This window comes from Paenibacillus sp. MT86 (genome assembly GCF_058792535.1).
In genome coordinates this window covers 893,838-910,843 of record NZ_CM179499.1, presented here as the reverse complement: position 1 = coordinate 910,843, position 17,006 = coordinate 893,838, and the positions used below count along the sequence as shown (strand labels likewise).

Here is a 17,006-nt window from a genome sequence, read left to right as displayed (position 1 = left end):
AGCTGTATTCCAGGCATGACATCATGCCGGAATACAGCTTTTCGTTATGATGGGTCGCACAAGGACATGCTGCTGATTGCGGGCTCCGCAGCCCCCTGCTGCAGCGAAGGGCTGAGAGGACTAAGTGCTCCTAGGAAATGCAAAGCTGCCTTATTTTACAGCCCCCTGCGTAATGCCGTTGATGATCCACTTTTGCGCAAACAGATAGATGATGATCATCGGCAGCATCGCCATCAGGTAGGAGGCAAAGGCCAGATTGAAGTCCGTGTTGAACTGCCCTTGGAATATATACTGCACCAGCGGCAGCGTGTAGGAATTCGTATCGCTGATGATGATGAGCGGCAGCAGGAAGTCATTGTAGGTCGAGAGGCAGATCAGAATGCCTACCGTCGCATTGATCGGTGCCATAATCGGGAATATGATTCTCCAGAATGTTCCCCAAGTCGACGTGCCGTCCACTCGGGCCGCTTCCTCCAGCGCAACCGGGATGGATTTGATATAACCTACGTACACAAATACGTTAAACGCCAAGGCATAGACGGTATGCAGGATGGTGAGCCCGACCAGATTCGTCATATGGAACCCGGCCGTCAGCTTGACCAGCGGCAGCATAATGATCGGGAACGGAATAAACATCGCGCTGATGAAATAGAAGTACAAGCCTTTGAAGAACTTCCGGTTCATATTGCGGGCAATGGCATAAGCGACGAGCGAATTCGTCAACAGGGTCAGCACCACCGTGGCCGTTGTCACCATGGCGCTGTTGCCCAGCGCATGGAAGAAATTCGTCATTTTTATGGCGTTGGCGAAATTCTCGAAATGCAGGTCTTTCGGCAGGCCGAACACCGATGCCAGCATGTCCTCCGGCGTTTTGAGCGCAATCGTGATCGTCATATACAGCGGAAACAGGATCAATATCGTACCCAATGTGATGAGAATCATCACCGTCCAGTTGGTTTTCGTCCGCATTACATGTCCCCCTCTCTTCTCTGCAGGAACCGAATCTGCACAATCGATATCGTGGCAATCAGGATGAAGTAGATCACGGAGTTAGCCGATTGGTAAGCAAACTCGCCTCCCTCGAAGCCGCCGGTATAAATCAGGTGGGAGATGGACTGCGTTGCCCGCCCCGGGCCGCCGTTGGTGAGGGCTACGATCTGATCAAAGACCATCAGGGAATTCTTCATCGCCAGCACCATGTTGATCGTAAAGAACGGCGCGATCAGAGGAAACGTTATTTTCCAGAACTCCTGCCAGCGGTTCGCTCCATCGAGGTTGGAAGCCTCGTAAAGCGTACCGGGAATGGTCTGGAGTCCGGCAAGATACAGAATCGTGTTGTAGGCAATGCCCTGCCATACCGCGACCACCACGATGCCGATCCAAGCATGCTGTTCACTGCCCAGGATATTGGTCGACAGCCACCCGATCCCCAGGTTCTGTCCCCAAATGGTGAACACATTCGAGAACAGATAGTTGAATATGTAACCTACAATCAGCACGCTCAGAATATTCGGAAGAAAATAGATGCCCCGAAAGAAATTCCTCGCCTTGATTCTGGCGTTCAGTCCCATGGCAATCAGCAGACTGAAGATGTTGATGAGGATGGTGACCACGACCGCGAATTTGAATGTGAACCAGTACGCATTGCCCACGTTGCCATCCTTAAAGAGATTGACGTAATTCTTGAAACCGATGAAATCGAAGTTATCGCCGAATCCGTTCCAGTTCGTGAAGGAGTAATACACCCCCTGCAAAGCCGGCAGCGTCAGAAATACGAAGAACAGCACGACCGCCGGCACGGTCATCAAGTAATAAGGCATAAGCCGCTTGTTCATGTTGGGTCCTCCTCAATGCTTCTTGGATATCGTGTGAAGAAAATACCGCCTTCCGCCCGTTAACGCCTGTCAGCTACCTTGTCCCATTCGGTGTCCAGCTTCTTCAGATACCCGTCGATATCCCGGTTCTGGAGGAAGGATTGGATCACCGAGTTCAGCTGCACCGCCGCGGGAATGTAGTGGTCGGCAAAATCGATGACCTGGCCCCGCTCCAGGTAAGGCAGCAGCTCTGCGACGGCGGGATCCTCCTGCTTCACGCCCTCCACGGTGGAGAACAGCGTTTGCTCCGTTATATATTGCTTGCTATTCTCAGGCTCCAGCAAAAATTGAATGAAACGCTGAGCCTCCTCTTTATGCTTCGAATCCTCGGAAATAGCCAGTAAGGTATCCACGCCCGAAATCAGTTTATTCTCCTCCGGACGATCGCCGGTCGGCAGCGGAAAGAAGCCGATCGGCGCATCCGGATTCGCCTTCCGGATTTCCGGTATGGCCCAGGTTCCTTGGATATACATGGCGGATTCTCCCCTCGCGAAATCCCGGTTCCCGTCCGCATAGTTTTTGCCGAAGTTGTCCCCATGGCCATAATCCATCAGCGCGAGCTGTTTCTCCGCAATCTCCCGGTATTTCTCGGCAAACGTTACGGTGCCTTCCCGCCGATCCATGTAAAATTCAATGCCTTCCAGGTTGGAAGCCAATGCGTTAAACGGCAGCACCGTCTGCCAATCGTCTTTATATGTGAAATAAAACGGGATTCTCCCCGCATCCTTGGCCTTCTGCGCCGTAGCCAGCAGCTCGTCCCAGGTCTTGGGAACGCTGAGCCCCAGCTCCTTGAAAATTTCCTTATTGTACATGACGCCGTTAGCGTTAGTGGAATAGGGAATGCCCGTAACCTCGTCCATGCCCGCTACGTCCTTCAGCATCTGGACATAAGTCTCATCCACCCGGCTCAGCAGCGGGTTATCCGTCAAATCCGTAAATATGCCGCTTTGGGCCAGCAATGAATACGTATCGGTTGCACCCATGCCGATAATGTCGGGAATGTCATTCTTGACGACTCTTGTCTTGAGCACCGTCTCCGCATCCGGCGGATTTACCTGAACCACCTTGATCTCGGACTGGGATTCGTTAAATTTCTCGATGAGTGCATCAAAGGAGCCTTTCGCTTCAGGCTTGTTCTGAAAAAACTCAATCTGCACGCGTCCTGAGTCCTCTTGAGCGCCGCAAGCGGTCAGCATCCATACGGTCATCAAACACGCCGCAATCCATTTAGCTAGCTTCATGGTCTGCCCCCCGTTTCCTATCCTGATGTTATATGGTCGATGTCCATGTTAATTTACTACCCTATTTGCTTGGTTGGTAAACCTCCCGGACGCCGAGGCGGCGCTCTCTTCCCCTTATTGAACAAAACAAAAAGCCAGCAGATCAGGTTCTTCAACCTGATCTGCTGGCAGGGATTGGCTATCTGTTTATAGCCTGATCCAACCTACTCCAGCCATTTTTTATGAATGTCCGCAAACTTGCCTTGCAGCTTCATTTCGTCGATCCACATTTCCAGATAGCTTGCATATTCAAAGTCGCCGCGAGGGATCATGTAGCCTTTTTCGCTGTTCGTGAACGGCTTGTCCGTCAAAGCGGCATACAGTCTGGAATCCGCCTTCGCATAAGTAATCGCTTCGATTGTATCTGTGATCATCACGTCATACGTACCGTCTGCTACCAAATGCGGGATATCCAGGTTGTTCGGTACAACCGTCACATTCGCTTTGGTCAAGTGCTCGCGCACGAATACTTCGTTCGTTCCGCCCGGATTCACGCCGATGCGAACGGAAGGTTTATTGATATCTTCAACCGTCAGGTATTTGTCTTTGTCTTCTGCACGGATCAATGGAGCTTTACCGAAGGAAATGTACCCTTGGGATACATAAGCCGTTTTTTGTCTAGCCGTGTTGCGGGTAACGCCGCCCACTGCGATGTCGAACTTATCAGCTTGCAAGTCCTTCATCATGTTGGACCAAGTCGTGTTGACGTAGCGTACTTCCACGCCAAGGTCTTTACCGAGCTCTTCCATGGCGTCAACGTCATAACCTTCATACTCTTTTGTAGCAGGATTCAAATATGTAAACGGTTTGTAATCCCCTGTCATACCAACCCGGATGTAGCCTCTTTCGATAATTTCGTCAAGCTGGGAAGCCGCTTGCTTCTTCAGTTGACCAGGTGCATTGGTCGAGGCGGATTTAGCCGATACCTCCGGTGATGTGAGGACCTCGTTTGCCGCAAAGCCCGTTGCTACCAATGATAAGCTGACTACCCCTGCCAGTAATACCTTTTTCCAATTTTTAGCCATGATTTCGTTTCCTCCAGTTTTCTTCTAGTTGTACTTCGTGATGCCCCTTAGTGGGCAGCGGCATCGATCTGCCTTGAAACGTCAAACCTCTTCTTGCCGGTACTTCCTCTGACTTACTGCCTTGCACGCTTGCGATTTGAGCCGTTTTCCTTCCAGGCATCCCCCCTCTCAAGTACCGTTACGCGCGGTCCGTAAGATCCAGGGAATGTTAGAGACTGAATTTGCCGAGCTCTTTGCTGAGCTCCTGGGCGACCGTCTCCAGTTGTTTTACGGAGTTTGAAATCTCCTTGATGGTTGCAATCTGATCTTCCATGGCAGCCGTCACGTTCTGTGCATCATTGGAAGTCAGATCCGCAATGGATTTCAGCTCTTCAACCGAAGCGCTGACCTGTTCCGATCCAGCGGACATTTCTTCGGATGCCGCCGATACTTCCAGAATGTGATCCGCCACGTTGCGGGTCGCATTCAGAATGTTATCGAATTTCTCGCGCACATCTTCAATCAACGCAATGCCGTCCTGTACATCCTTACGGCTGACGTCCATGACCTGTACGGCGTTGATTGTGTCCTCGCGAATTTCCGTAATCAGTTTCGCTATCTGATCGGTTGAGACCTCCGACTGTCCCGCCAGCTTCTTGACTTCTTCAGCCACGACCGCAAAGCCTCGTCCATGCTCGCCCGCTCTGGCAGCCTCGATGGAAGCGTTCAGGGACAGCAGTCGAATCCGGGAGGTGACTTCCGTGATAAAACTCAAAATTTGCTCGATTTCCGAGGAACGCTCATTCAAACGCTCGATCGCCGTGCCGACTTTGGATGTACCCTCGCCGATGTTGCCGATCTGTTTCACGGCTTGCTCAACGACAACCGATCCGGTCTCCGCTTGGCTGGCAGCTTCCTGCGCGGCTTCGGACACCATGGAGGACGTCTCGGCGATTTTGACGATCCCGCTGGCCATGTCGCTCATGGACGTAGCGATTTCGTTGGAGCTTGAGGCGTGAGCTTGCGCTCCGCTGGCAATTTGGCGAATGGAGGATCCGATTCGGTCCACGCTGTCCATGGCCGTATCGACCCCGCTCGAGACGGTTTCCGTCACCGACATGACCTGGCGGGAGGAATCGTTCACGCCGAGGACCAGATGCTTCAGATGCGATACCGTCTGGTTGAAATCGCTGGAAAGAACGGCCACCTCATCCTTGCCGCTAACCTGAATGGTCTTGGTCAAATCGCCTGCTGCGACTTCCTTCACAGCCGTGTTGAGCCTGCGGATCGGCCGGACGATCTGGGCCGTGAACCAAATTGCTGCAGCGGCGGATACGACCAGGGCCGCAACCGAGATAATGACTAGCGTAAACGACATCTCCTTGATTGGAGCATTCAGCTCATGGGTCGGTGCCGTCACGAAGACCCCCCAGTTCAAGTTGGACGGTGCATAAGCCGCCGAATACTCGGTACCTTCCAATACATAATCGAACTCGCCTGGTCTGCCCTGGCTGACCTCTTCGTAGGCCTTCGTCAATCCGGCGCTGTCAACGTCCTTCACGTTGGATTGAAGTACAAGTTCCTCTTGCGGATACCACATGAACGTCCCCGATTTGCTCAGAAGAAAGGCATATCCGGTGTCTCCGAACGTTTGGGACGATACTGTTTTCTGAACTTCGTTGATCGGAAGGGTGGAGCCCATGTAGCCGTACTGTTTTCCATCCTTCATCAGCGGAATGATCATCGTAACGATGTTATTGCCCGTCCGTTTGGAAAGCACCGGCTCCGACACGACCAGCTTGCCTTCGCCCTTCCCGGCTTCCTGATAATGGACGCGGTCGGACACGTCGGTCACCTCGCCCAGAAAGTTAATGACGTTCTTCCCCGTCAAATCGTACGAGAAAAAGAAGGTCTCAAATTCCTTGTTCACTTCCTGCGCAGCCTGAATCAACTGCAGATCCTGCTCTTTGTTGCCCGTAATGAATTTCCCGATGCTTTCCACCTTGGCAATCTCCACATCAAGAAATTGGTCGATCTGAAGCGCAAGCTTCTCCGCGCTAAGCTGAGCTTCCTTGTCCAAGCTCTCCTGCAGCAAGTCAGATGACCGACTGTAAGTTACGGCAAAAACGGATCCAAGACTGACTAGCAAGAGCAAACAAATCATTGTAATCATCTTTTGCTTAAGACTCTTTAGCATGCTGTAAATCCTCCCCCAATAAGTAGCGCTTTGGTCCTATCCGATCATTCGTCCAAAATTTTTGCAAGTGCTCTTTTTTCTGTAAGGACTTTCTCTCTACATACAAAACGAACAGGCAATGTCGAAAAATGTTGGTTTAAAATGGGGAGATAAGACTCCGCTTTATAAGTTATCGGTAGCATTTGTCCAATATTTGAGAGTTTGGCGAAACTTTTTACATAATTCGACTTTTAGGTCGTTTATGTAAAAATAGATGGGCGATAGTTCTAAATGCCTATTCAAATGAAATAAATTACATATATCTTTAGACCTTGTTGGCGATCGGCAGCGGCGGCACCCCCCTCAGTCTTTGGGGCGCTGGCCGTCTTCGTAAGGCCGTGCGGAATCAAAGCACAGCTGCAGAAAAGCCAAAAAGGCTGCCCCATTGAAGCAGAAGGATCTGCTTGAGGGACAGCCTTATTTCACTCGTCGACCTTTAACCTGCCTTAATGGACAAATAAGGATCTTTGTTCGTTGTAAGCATGGAGCAGCGTGTAGCGGCTGTATCGAACCTTGTGGGCCTCAGCCAGGCTCCGTTCCAGCAGCCCATCTCCGATCGGAAGCTCCGACACCCCGGCCGGTCCGCCTACCATGCGCATCAGATCGCCCAGCACTTCCGGCTCCGGGAGATGCGTAATATGCGACCGGATGTCGTTCCAGTGCAGCGCCATTCGCCGTTCTATATCTTCCGCACCCGGGGAGGAGCCTCCGTTCAGCTCGATCCCCTGCTCTCCGATACGATGATACAGCTTCGAGATTTCCACGCAAGCGGCTCCTACTTTGGCACCGTGCAGCAGCTGTTTCTTCCCCAGACGGATAAACTCCATCTCCCAATAATGGGACAGGTGATGCTCCGAACCCGAAGCCGGATGGGATTGACCGAACAGCAGCATCGCCAGTCCGGATTCGACGAGCGCCCCCATCAAGATGCGTACGCCCTCCTCGCTCCGCTTCGCAATCTGTTCCACCGCGTTCACGCACTGGCTGAGCGCGGATTTCGTCATATCCGCCGAAATTTGCAAATAGGGCTCGTCGGCCACCAAACTGCCAAACCTCCAGTCGAACAGCGATGTGTACTTGCCCAGCATATCCCCGAATCCGGCCGCGGTTAACTCGGAGGGAGCAGCCATGAGAATATCGACGTCCGCGAATATCGCGCTCGGTCCGATGGCCGGAATCGTTATCTTCTCGCCCCGTATAATGATCGGCGCTCCCTTGGAATTAAATCCATCCACCGATGCGGCCGTAGGTACGGAGATGAACGGAACGCCCGCGGTATAGGCGGCGTACCGGCTAATATCGTGAATCGTCCCTCCGCCTACCGCCAGCACCGCCTTCGCCCCGCTATGCTGGATATCCAATATGACCTGGACCAGGGATACTTCATCCGCGATGACATCTCCCTTCCGGTCCGGAAGCAGCCGGGTGACCTGGACCCCAATCGATGATTTCGCGAGGAGATTCGAAAGCCTCCGGCCCGCCTGGTCATAGGTATTATCGTCCACGACCATGACCACCGAGGTCCACCGTTTCGTCTCAAGGTAGCCCGCCACCTCGTCTAACGCTCCGTGCTGGATCTGAACCAGCTCTACTTCGTCCAGATTCGCAAGCTGATGGGCCGGTAAATCCGCCGCTAGACTCCGGACATTCGATAAAATGGAGGTCATATCCGCGTACCCTTCTTTCCGGTTACCGCCATCGCCGGCAGCGGGTCATTGCAGGTCATGCCGGTAACCCCGCACTCCAGCGAATACCGGACGCCCTGCTCATCGTCCGGGCAATAGCTCCAGACCAGCAGCCCCTGTGCCTGGAACCGGGCAACGAGTTCCGGCGTAAGCAGTGACATCTCCACGCCGATCCCCCACATTTTGGCGTAGGTGCCCTCCTCCCCGAAGTCAAAGCCGGACATTTTCTCGCCCGGAAACCCCTGAGTCTTCTGGCCATGCGTTTCATGGATATAGGTCAGAACCTGAGCATCGAAGCAGGTGAATACGCAGCGCGGCAGGTACCCGTACCGGTTCAGCATGTCAATCGCCAGGTCGGCGGCCTCTTGGGCATCGGGACTGGGCTTAATCTCCACGTTGCACAGAACCTCGGGGTATTCCCGAAGCAGTTCGCAAAGCTCCGCAAGCGTCGGGATCTTCAAGCCTTCGAATTCCCGGGCAAACCAGCCGCCCGCATCCAAAGCCTTCAGCTCCGCAAGCGTGTAACCCCTTACCTCGCCGGCGCCATTGGTCGTACGCTGAACCGTTGCATCATGGATAACCACCACCTCCTTATCCTTCGTCAGCCGAAGATCAAACTCCAGCATGTCAACGCCTAACTCCAGTGCCTTGCGAAAGGCCAGCAGCGTATTTTCCGGATAAGCCGATTTATACCCGCGATGTGCAGCCACCATCATAGAGGATGGCTCCCGTAGTCGTTCGATCATATGTCCTGCCACTCCTTTACCTGTTGTTATTGGGCCAAAATCCGTTCCGTCTCTTTCTTGAAGGTATCCAGCGTCGCCGGGATATCCTTGCTGTCATACATGATCGCTTCCATGGCCGAGAAGAACTCATGCATAATCTCAGGCCATGCCACATCCTTATTGGTATCCGTAGCGAATTCCAGCTGATCATAGGCGACTTTGCGGTTCGGTTCTTTGGCCCACAGTTCTTGGATCTTCTCCGACTCCACCATCTTCTTCGTGAAAGGCAGGTAACCGGATTGCAAAATAAATTCAAGAGCGCCTTCCTCTTCCATCTCCATCCACCGAATGAACTCCCATGCCGCTTCCTTGTTCTTGGAAGAAGACAGCATCGTGACGTTCGCGCCTCCGGTCGGATTCGCATATACTTCGTCCTTAGGCAGGAATGCCGTCACGTAATCGAAATCCACCGCGCTGGACAATCCGCCGATCGATCCCGTGGATTGGTACATCATCCCGACTTTGCCTTCCACAAACATGCTGTTTACGATGTTGCCGGAATCCTGAGCAGGCGGATAATACAAAGCGCCCGTGCTTTGCAGGTCTTTCAGGTAAGTGAACATTTTGGCTCCGGCACCGTTATCCGAAAAGCCGATCGACGTATTGTCGTCATTGAAGAACGTGCCGCCGGCTTGCGAAATCATGGCAATCGGATACCATGTGTCGTAGGGCATCGTGACGCCGTATCGCTTATACTCGCTGCCTTCCTTGACGACCAGCGCGTTCGCGACCTCCTTCATTTCCTCCCATGTCGTCGGGATTTGAAGCCCGAGCTCATCCAGCAAGGTCTTGTTCACGTGCAGGATCGGGGTGGAACGGTTCAGCGGCAGCGACACCAATTGATCATTGAAGGTGGAGTGTCCCATTAAACCGGCAGTGAAGTCGTCTGGGCTGATGCCGGAGCCTTCAAGAAAAGGCGTCAGATCCTCAAGGACCTCCGAATCGGCGAACATCTGGATGTAGGCTCGCTCGAGCATGCTGACATCCGGGCCGGTGCCGGATGCAATCGCCTGCTGCAGCTTGGTTACCGTTTCGTCGTAGCTGCCCTGGAAGGTGCCTACGACTTCGATATCCTCATGGGATGCATTAAAGCGCTGAATGAGCGCATCCATGTATTCCCCGTTCTTGCCTCCCAGCGAGTGCCAGAACTGCACCGTGGTTTTCCCCTTGTCTCCGGACGGGGCTTCGGTTCCCCCGCTTCCCGGTGCTTCGCCGGGCTCGGCCGAACCTCCTCCACCGCATGCGGCAAGCAAACTGAACAGCAGGATGACGGATAGGCGTGTATACCATTTGGATTTCATGTGATTCATTCCTCCATTAATTATTCGATTATGAATGGCTGAAACCTGTCATTTCCTGTAATTATTTAATGCCTGAATAAACAAAAGCCTTCACGATGTGCTTCGAACAGAACAAATATACGAGCAGGATGGGCACCACCAGAATCACGTTGCCGGCCATGATGATATGCCAGTTGCTGATGCCCTCGGTCTCCCGCAGCATGGCGATCCCCAAGGTCAGCGGCCGGACGGCTGCCGAATCGGTCATGACAAGCGGCCAGAAATAGTCGTTCCAATGACTGACGAAGCTGAACAGCGCAATGGTGGCGAGTGCCGGCTTCGACATGGGGATCATGATCTTCCGGATGATTTTGAACTCGCTGGCGTTATCCAGACGGGCCGCTTCGATGATTTCCTCCGGAATCTGCATGAAGTATTGCCGCAGCAGGAAGATGCCGAAGGCATTCGAAACGAACGGAATGATCTGCGGGAGCAGGGTTTTGACCAATCCCCAATCCGCCATCATCAGATAAACCGGAATGAACGTAACCTGCCCCGGGATCATGAAGGCCAGCAGGATCATGCCGAACAGCAGCGTTTTTCCCGGGAATTTATACTTGGCAAAAGCATACGCCGCCGGAATCATAATCAGGAACTGCAGTACGATGATGGAACCGGTGACGACAACAGAGTTCCTGAAATAGGTCAGGAAAGGCCCCGCATTCATCGCTTCCGCGAAATTCCCCCACTGCGGCGAAGCCGGAACCCACGTCGGCGGAAACGTCATCGTCTCCCGGAATGTCTGGAGCGATGTGGAGATCATCCACAGGAACGGAAAGATGAAAATCATGAGCACTGCAGCCTTCAGCAAATAGCCCAGCGCCGTCCATACGATTTTTAAGTCAAAGGTCTTCAAACCGTGCCTCCTTTCTTCGTGGCCAAAGCCTTATAGCCTTATTGATAGTGGACCTTCTTGGATAACAGCCGGAAATAGATGAACGTGAGCAATCCGATAATGGCCATGAGCACAACGCCTGTCGCCGCCGAATAACCGATATTGGTCGTTCGGAATCCGTATATGTAATACACAAGCGTCGTCGTTGCATTGTTTGGTCCTCCGCCTGTCATCACCTGAACGGTATCGAATACCTTGAAGGAGCCGATCGTCATGATGATGAGAATAAAAAACAGCTGCGGCGAGATCATCGGCAGTGTGATTTTGTAAAACACCTTGAACTTGCTCGCATTATCCAGCGCGGCCGCTTCATAAATGCTCGGCGATATGCTCTGCAAGGCTGCCACGATAATCAGGGTATAATAGCCGATGGCCTGCCAGACCGACACGATAATGACCGATATCAACGCGGTCTTGGAGCTTTGAAGCCATGCCGACGGCGGGAGTCCAACCAGCTTGAGCAGATAATTGAGCAGTCCTTGATTCGGCTCCATCAGCCACAGCCAGACCAGCGAGATCGATACGATGGATACGACGTGCGGCGTGAAAATCCCGGCCTGGACGATCGAATTGAAACGGCCTTTCTTGTTCAGCCATACGGCGATCAGCAGGGACAGCAGCATGGTCAAAATGACGACCCCGGCCGTATAGACGGAGGTGTTCCAGAGTGCTTTGTAGAAATCCCCGCGCCCCAGAATCTGCGTGAAATTGTCCAATCCGACAAATTTGCTCTTGTCTTTATTCATCAGGTTGTATTTGAACAAGCTTAAGTAAATCAAATAACCTACCGGATACATCACGAACAGCAGGATACCCGCCATGGCTGGCGCGATCAGCACATAGGGCCTGATCCCTTCCCAGATCCTCCTCTTATCCATGGGCCAGCCCTCTCAGCCGCTCCATGAACTCCCTGTGGCGGTTGTCCTTCTCGTCCACCCGGTTCTCATCCGGACCGAAGAAAAACAATTGGTCGGCCGGCACGCCGAGACAGACCTGCTGATCGACATGGTATCTGTCATCCGGACATTTCACCATGAATGCATGACCATCGGTCGTCTTCACCTGATAAATCGTCTCGGAGCCCAGCATTTCTCGCGTGATGATCTCGCCCTTGGCCGTGTAGTGAAACGATTCCGGTTCCGTGCCGATCACAACGCTTTCCGGACGGAACCCGAACGTCGCGCGATCCTCCCCCAGCGGCGCAATGTTCATGGGAGGAACCCCGATGAACTGGGCCGCAAACAGATTGCTGGGCTTGCGGTACACCACTTCGGGCGGCGCCTCCTGCTGAATGACCCCTTTGTTCATCAGCACGATGGTATCCGCCATCGACATGGCCTCGATTTGGTCATGGGTCACGTAAACAAAGGTCGTCCCGAGCTTCTTGTGCAGCTCGATCAGCTCGATCCGCATCTGAACCCTCAGCTTGGCGTCCAGATTGGACAACGGTTCATCCATCAGGAAGACGGACGGATCCTTAACCATGGCCCGGGCTAAAGCCACCCGCTGCCGTTGTCCGCCGGACAAGGTGGAGGGCTTGCGGTCTAAATAATCGTTCAGTCCCACGGTTGCCCCTATGGTTTCCACCAGTCGCTTACGCTCGGCTTTGGGAACCTTATTGTTCACGAGGCCGAATTCGATATTCTCGCGGACCGACATCGTCGGGTAAATGGCGTAGTTCTGAAACACCATGGCCACGCCGCGCTTCCCCGGTGCAATGCGCGTGACATCCTTGCCGTCGATCAGAACGGAACCGGAGGTTTGAGGGTCTATGCCCGCAATCATCCTTAGGAGCGTTGTTTTCCCGCACCCTGAAGGGCCGACCAGCACGGTGAATTTTCCGTCCTCGATGGTAAGATCCAAGTCCTGTATGACGGTTTGACGATCAAACGACTTGCTCACTTTCACAAATTCAATGGATGCCAAGAGCGATCCCCCTCACCAATGTGTAATGATGCTGTCATGACAAGCGAAAAAATGAACGATTCCATAACATGAAATCCCTTACATGCACCTGATAATAAGTACGCATCAAATGCACATGTAATGATCACTTTTGTTCATTTTTATTTAATTCGATTGTAGATCTGCAATATTAGGAGAGTGTTAGGCCTTCGTACGGATTGTGTAAATTCGCTTCGCAGCAAGGGATTTAACATGGCATTAACATAACGGGAGTACACTAGATAGATATGGAGCCCATAAGCATAAAAAAGCAAAAGTGCGCATTGTATGTACAAACGCACTCTGCTGCTCATTGTCCAATTAGGAAGGGAGAAATTATCGATTGCTGGCACACGAACGAAAGAAAAGGATCATTGATTACGTAAGGCAATACCGTACGGCAACGGTTGCCGCCCTGGCATCCGAATTCGGCGTCCACACGGCCACCATTCGCCGCGATCTGGCGGAGATTGAGCAGGAAGGCGCTTTGAAGCGCACGCATGGCGGGGTCATCATGGAGCAATGGACGCATAACGAGCCATCCTTTAATGAACGGACGAACTTTCATCGGGACGAAAAAATACGCATCGGCCAGCTCGCGGCTTCACTCGTGGAAGACGGGGAAAATATCATCATCGATTCGGGGACAACCACCCTTCATATTGCTACGCATCTTGTGCACCGCTCGGACATTACCGTCATAACCAACGATATGAACGTTGCCGTCGAACTTCGCGATGCTCCGGGCATCAAAGTCATCCTGACCGGCGGGGAGCTGTACCCCTCGAGCTATATGCTAAACGGCATGTTTACCGACCATGTGCTGAAATCCCTGCATGTTGAGAAAGCGTTCATCGGCACCCCTGCCCTGCATCCCCAGCATGGCCTCATGCATCCGGAGGCGCTGCTCGTCCCTGCCAAGCAGAACATGATTCAGGCCGCCGGCGAAATTGTCGTAGTCACCGACCACAGCAAGATCGGCAAGCTGTCCCTGCATACGGTCGCTCCCAACAGCGCCATTCATACTCTCGTTACCGGCAGCGAGGCTTCCGACTCGGATGTCAAGCCTTTTCAGGAACGTGGCATCACCGTTTACAGGGTTTGAGGCTAGCAAACTTTGCATACCTTTGCGGACCGTGGCACCTTTGCGTACCTTGGCGGACCTTGGCGGACCTTGGCATGCCTTTGCATACCTTCGTACCTTTGCGTACCTTGGCGTACCGGCATATTTTTGCATACCTTCGTACCTTTGCATACCTTGGCATGCCTGAACATACTTCTTGTAGAAAGCACAAAAGGCACCCCGGGGGTGCCTTTTTCAAGCTGCTGCTCGCCAGCGGCTTGCTTATTTATATTCCACTGCTATGTTTACCATCCATACTCGCTTTTTTTCGCGATCACCGGCTTAGACCAAAAGAGCAAACAGCAGAAATTCACTGAACGTCTATAGACACAATCGCCATGTCATTCAATATGTCCAAAACTCAACGGTCGACAGCCAATCCAAGCATGCCCCGGACCACACACCGTGCACGCAGGGTGCACAGGGTGCACAGGGAGCAGTGCGCACGATGTACTTGTTCTTTGGTATAAGGACTTCCTAACGGACTCAGAATACCTTATTTCATCGAAAACAACCCTTTTAGTAACTTTAGCGGACCCAGCGGACCTTATTTGCTGTTTTAATCGGTATTTGCCCCCTTATTTCTCATAATAGCGGATCTGGAGTCCGGTACATTGTGAAAAATCGGGTTATGATCTTGAATAACGGAACTAGGGTCCGTTTAAGTTGGCAAAAGCCATGAAATCATACAGAAGGAAGAACATCGACAGTCAGTGAACCCACAATATTTCTTTAGGTAAATCCAAGCTATCAGGGTCAATGCGCAGCCGACGGAAGCTATCTTCTCTACGCTTATTAGAAGCTATCTCCTCTGTACTTATTAGTGGAGGTGAAAAAAAGGAAATATACCACCGCCCACTCTCTCATTCCCTCCATCCGCATAGCGGGTGGTTCTTTGTTTCGCGCGGTTCACGCACGCAACTGGCTAAAGCCTAAGAAAAATCCGGCAGTCATTAGACGCCGGATCCGGTCAAACGATCGATTTAAGGGATAACCTTCCAAACTTCGGCAGATCCAGGTGTTTCGCCTTGAGTCCACCATTTTGCTTCATAGTTCACGCCATTGTGGCTGACTTTGCTGCCGCCTAAATAAACGGCTGTTGCGCTCCATGCCGGATAGGTCGTGGAGCTTCCGGATGTTGAAACCGTAAGCGGAGCCGATGCGGATGATTTACTGCCTGAGCTGCTGACGGCTACCACAGTGTACGTATAGGACGTTCCTGCGGTTAGCCCCGTGTTGGTATAAGAGGTTGAAGTCGATGTACCCACAAGGGATCCGTTACGGTAGATTTCATAACTGGAAGCCCCGGTGGAAGCTGTCCATGCCAAGGATACGCTGCTGCTTGTTTGGGATGGGGAAGTAAGTCCCGTCGGTGCAGGAACGCCTGGGTTCGGAGTTCCGCCACCGCCGAAGTCTACATCGATGACGTTATAGAAAGCGTTAGCCGTGTCAGCTACTTCCCATACCGCCAGAATGACATGGTAACCGGACTTGGCAGGAACGTTACATGTGGATGCATAGTTTGTCGGAGGTTTTACGCCGCCGTAGTTAATGGAGCAGAAAGGCGTCAGATCGAACGAAGCTCTGCTCAGCGGAGCATTTTGATCCCAGCCGTCTTTCGTAATGTAGTATTTCCAGCTTGCCGTCGCATGGTTGGCCGTCAAATGCCATTGGAACGTCGTGGTTCCCGGGGAAATGCTTACTTTGCTCCAGCGAGTTGCGGACTGCTCATCGAGTTTAGGGAACGCGCCGCCTGCACTCGCGATTTTGCCATCGGCGGGACCTGCGTTCGGCCAGCCTTTAGGAGCTTCCAAGCTTTGCGGCTCATACACGATGGCGCCGCAATCGGTGTTTTGCCCCTGCTTACACAGAATGGCGCGGCTTCCTGGAGAATCGACATATCCGTGGGCAGAAGCTTTATCCGCAAATAAAACCATGAACAAGGTCATCAACAACATCGTGGAACCAGCAATGATCAAATTCTTGAGCCAAGCTTTGTTCGGCAAACTTAAAGTCATACAATTAATCCTCCTTTAATATAAAAGATAATAAATAAAGCGTTTACACAACCTCCGGCTGCTCAGGCCACCTCCCCTTCTTTGATACAGTAGTTGCCCTCTTAACTTACAGATAACTTGACTGAACTTGGAAATCTTCCGCAATCATCGTCCAAGCTTTACCAGTACTATCATTATTTTAAAGCATCTGGAAGTCGTATCCCATAACACTAATCAACGATTTGTTACACATTTCAATGAAATTGGATAAATATGTAACCTGAAATGTTATGAAAACACACGGAACTTGCAGAAAAAAATTGCAAAAAAAAGCATGCCTCCCCTGGGGGAATCATGCTTTCATCCATGCTGTTCGATCCGTTCAGACCGCGCAGCAGCTCTATTCCACGCCGTCCCTAAAATGCTTCTGGTAATGTTTATCCCCTTTATGCTCCAAATCCTCGATCGTTAGCTCCAGGGTATGAATAATCTGTTCCTTGACCTGATTCAACGTGTCAAAATACACGTTCTCCTCCGCTCCAACGATGCGTGTGCCACTAAGTGCCTGAACGGCCTGGTAAACCCGGTGCTGTTCGGCCAAATCGTCGACGGCCTGCAGCGTATGTTTCATTTGAAGGAACAGATCCTTATGATGCTGGGTGGTCAAACGTTTTTCAAGCTCCTCGATTCTGGCATTCATGGCAGCTCTCTCCTTCGCAATAAGATGCTTTCGATTATACTTCCTTGGAATCCCCTTTTCCAATAAATTCTTCTTATATATATCACGGTTTCTTTACGGTGAAACAGGAAATTGACCACTGCTCAGCGAACTATGATAACGTT

General features: G+C 52.1%; 14 protein-coding genes. 1 reads left to right on the top strand and 13 read right to left on the bottom strand.

Features of this window, described 5'->3' with window-relative positions; translation table 11 throughout:
* Positions 1-150: 150 nt before the first annotated feature.
* The 11 genes from AC3RCL_RS03920 to AC3RCL_RS03870 form a co-directional block, all read right to left on the bottom strand.
* On the bottom strand, positions 151-969 hold the full coding sequence (locus tag AC3RCL_RS03920; RefSeq protein WP_012818967.1) for a carbohydrate ABC transporter permease: 819 nt from the start codon (positions 967-969) through the stop codon (positions 151-153).
* Positions 969-1,835: a carbohydrate ABC transporter permease gene (locus tag AC3RCL_RS03915; RefSeq protein ID WP_009590746.1), complete on the bottom strand. Its 867-nt coding sequence runs from the start codon at positions 1,833-1,835 to the stop codon at positions 969-971. The genes AC3RCL_RS03920 and AC3RCL_RS03915 overlap by 1 nt, the downstream gene beginning before the upstream one ends.
* 59 nt (positions 1,836-1,894) lie before the next feature.
* Positions 1,895-3,115 (bottom strand): ABC transporter substrate-binding protein, encoded by a 1,221-nt coding sequence (locus tag AC3RCL_RS03910; protein WP_096777049.1) that lies wholly within the window; start codon positions 3,113-3,115, stop codon positions 1,895-1,897.
* A gap of 203 nt (positions 3,116-3,318) precedes the next feature.
* A complete protein-coding gene (locus AC3RCL_RS03905) occupies positions 3,319-4,179 on the bottom strand; it encodes a transporter substrate-binding domain-containing protein (protein ID WP_090912662.1) in 861 nt (286 codons plus the stop codon).
* Between the two features lie 208 nt (positions 4,180-4,387).
* Positions 4,388-6,355, bottom strand: a complete 1,968-nt coding sequence (locus AC3RCL_RS03900) for a methyl-accepting chemotaxis protein (protein ID WP_096777050.1) — start codon at positions 6,353-6,355, stop codon at positions 4,388-4,390.
* Positions 6,356-6,840: 485 nt separating this feature from the next.
* Positions 6,841-8,061 (bottom strand): sn-glycerol-1-phosphate dehydrogenase, encoded by a 1,221-nt coding sequence (locus AC3RCL_RS03895; protein ID WP_096777051.1) that lies wholly within the window; start codon positions 8,059-8,061, stop codon positions 6,841-6,843.
* Positions 8,058-8,825, bottom strand: a complete 768-nt coding sequence (locus tag AC3RCL_RS03890) for a glycerophosphodiester phosphodiesterase family protein (RefSeq protein WP_096777052.1) — start codon at positions 8,823-8,825, stop codon at positions 8,058-8,060. The genes AC3RCL_RS03895 and AC3RCL_RS03890 overlap by 4 nt, the downstream gene beginning before the upstream one ends.
* A 26-nt stretch (positions 8,826-8,851) precedes the next feature.
* The gene (locus AC3RCL_RS03885; RefSeq protein ID WP_096777053.1) at positions 8,852-10,165 is read right to left on the bottom strand and encodes an ABC transporter substrate-binding protein; all 1,314 of its coding nucleotides are present in this window, start codon (positions 10,163-10,165) and stop codon (positions 8,852-8,854) included.
* Between the two features lie 61 nt (positions 10,166-10,226).
* Positions 10,227-11,060, bottom strand: coding sequence for a carbohydrate ABC transporter permease (locus tag AC3RCL_RS03880; protein WP_096777054.1), 834 nt, complete (start codon positions 11,058-11,060; stop codon positions 10,227-10,229).
* Positions 11,061-11,098: 38 nt separating this feature from the next.
* Positions 11,099-11,977: a carbohydrate ABC transporter permease gene (locus tag AC3RCL_RS03875; protein WP_096777055.1), complete on the bottom strand. Its 879-nt coding sequence runs from the start codon at positions 11,975-11,977 to the stop codon at positions 11,099-11,101.
* Positions 11,970-13,025, bottom strand: coding sequence for an ABC transporter ATP-binding protein (locus AC3RCL_RS03870; RefSeq protein WP_375121850.1), 1,056 nt, complete (start codon positions 13,023-13,025; stop codon positions 11,970-11,972). Before AC3RCL_RS03870 ends, AC3RCL_RS03875 begins: the two co-directional genes overlap by 8 nt.
* A 361-nt stretch (positions 13,026-13,386) precedes the next feature.
* Between AC3RCL_RS03870 and AC3RCL_RS03865 the strand changes: the two genes are divergently transcribed.
* Positions 13,387-14,148: a DeoR/GlpR family DNA-binding transcription regulator gene (locus tag AC3RCL_RS03865; RefSeq protein WP_090912648.1), complete on the top strand. Its 762-nt coding sequence runs from the start codon at positions 13,387-13,389 to the stop codon at positions 14,146-14,148.
* A 1,001-nt stretch (positions 14,149-15,149) separates the two neighbouring features.
* Here the strand turns inward: AC3RCL_RS03865 and AC3RCL_RS03860 are convergent.
* Entirely contained in the window at positions 15,150-16,184 is a 1,035-nt protein-coding gene (locus AC3RCL_RS03860) for a lytic polysaccharide monooxygenase (protein ID WP_096777058.1), read from the bottom strand.
* A gap of 379 nt (positions 16,185-16,563) precedes the next feature.
* Positions 16,564-16,863, bottom strand: a complete 300-nt coding sequence (locus AC3RCL_RS03855) for a hypothetical protein (protein ID WP_096777059.1) — start codon at positions 16,861-16,863, stop codon at positions 16,564-16,566.
* Positions 16,864-17,006 lie beyond the last annotated feature (143 nt).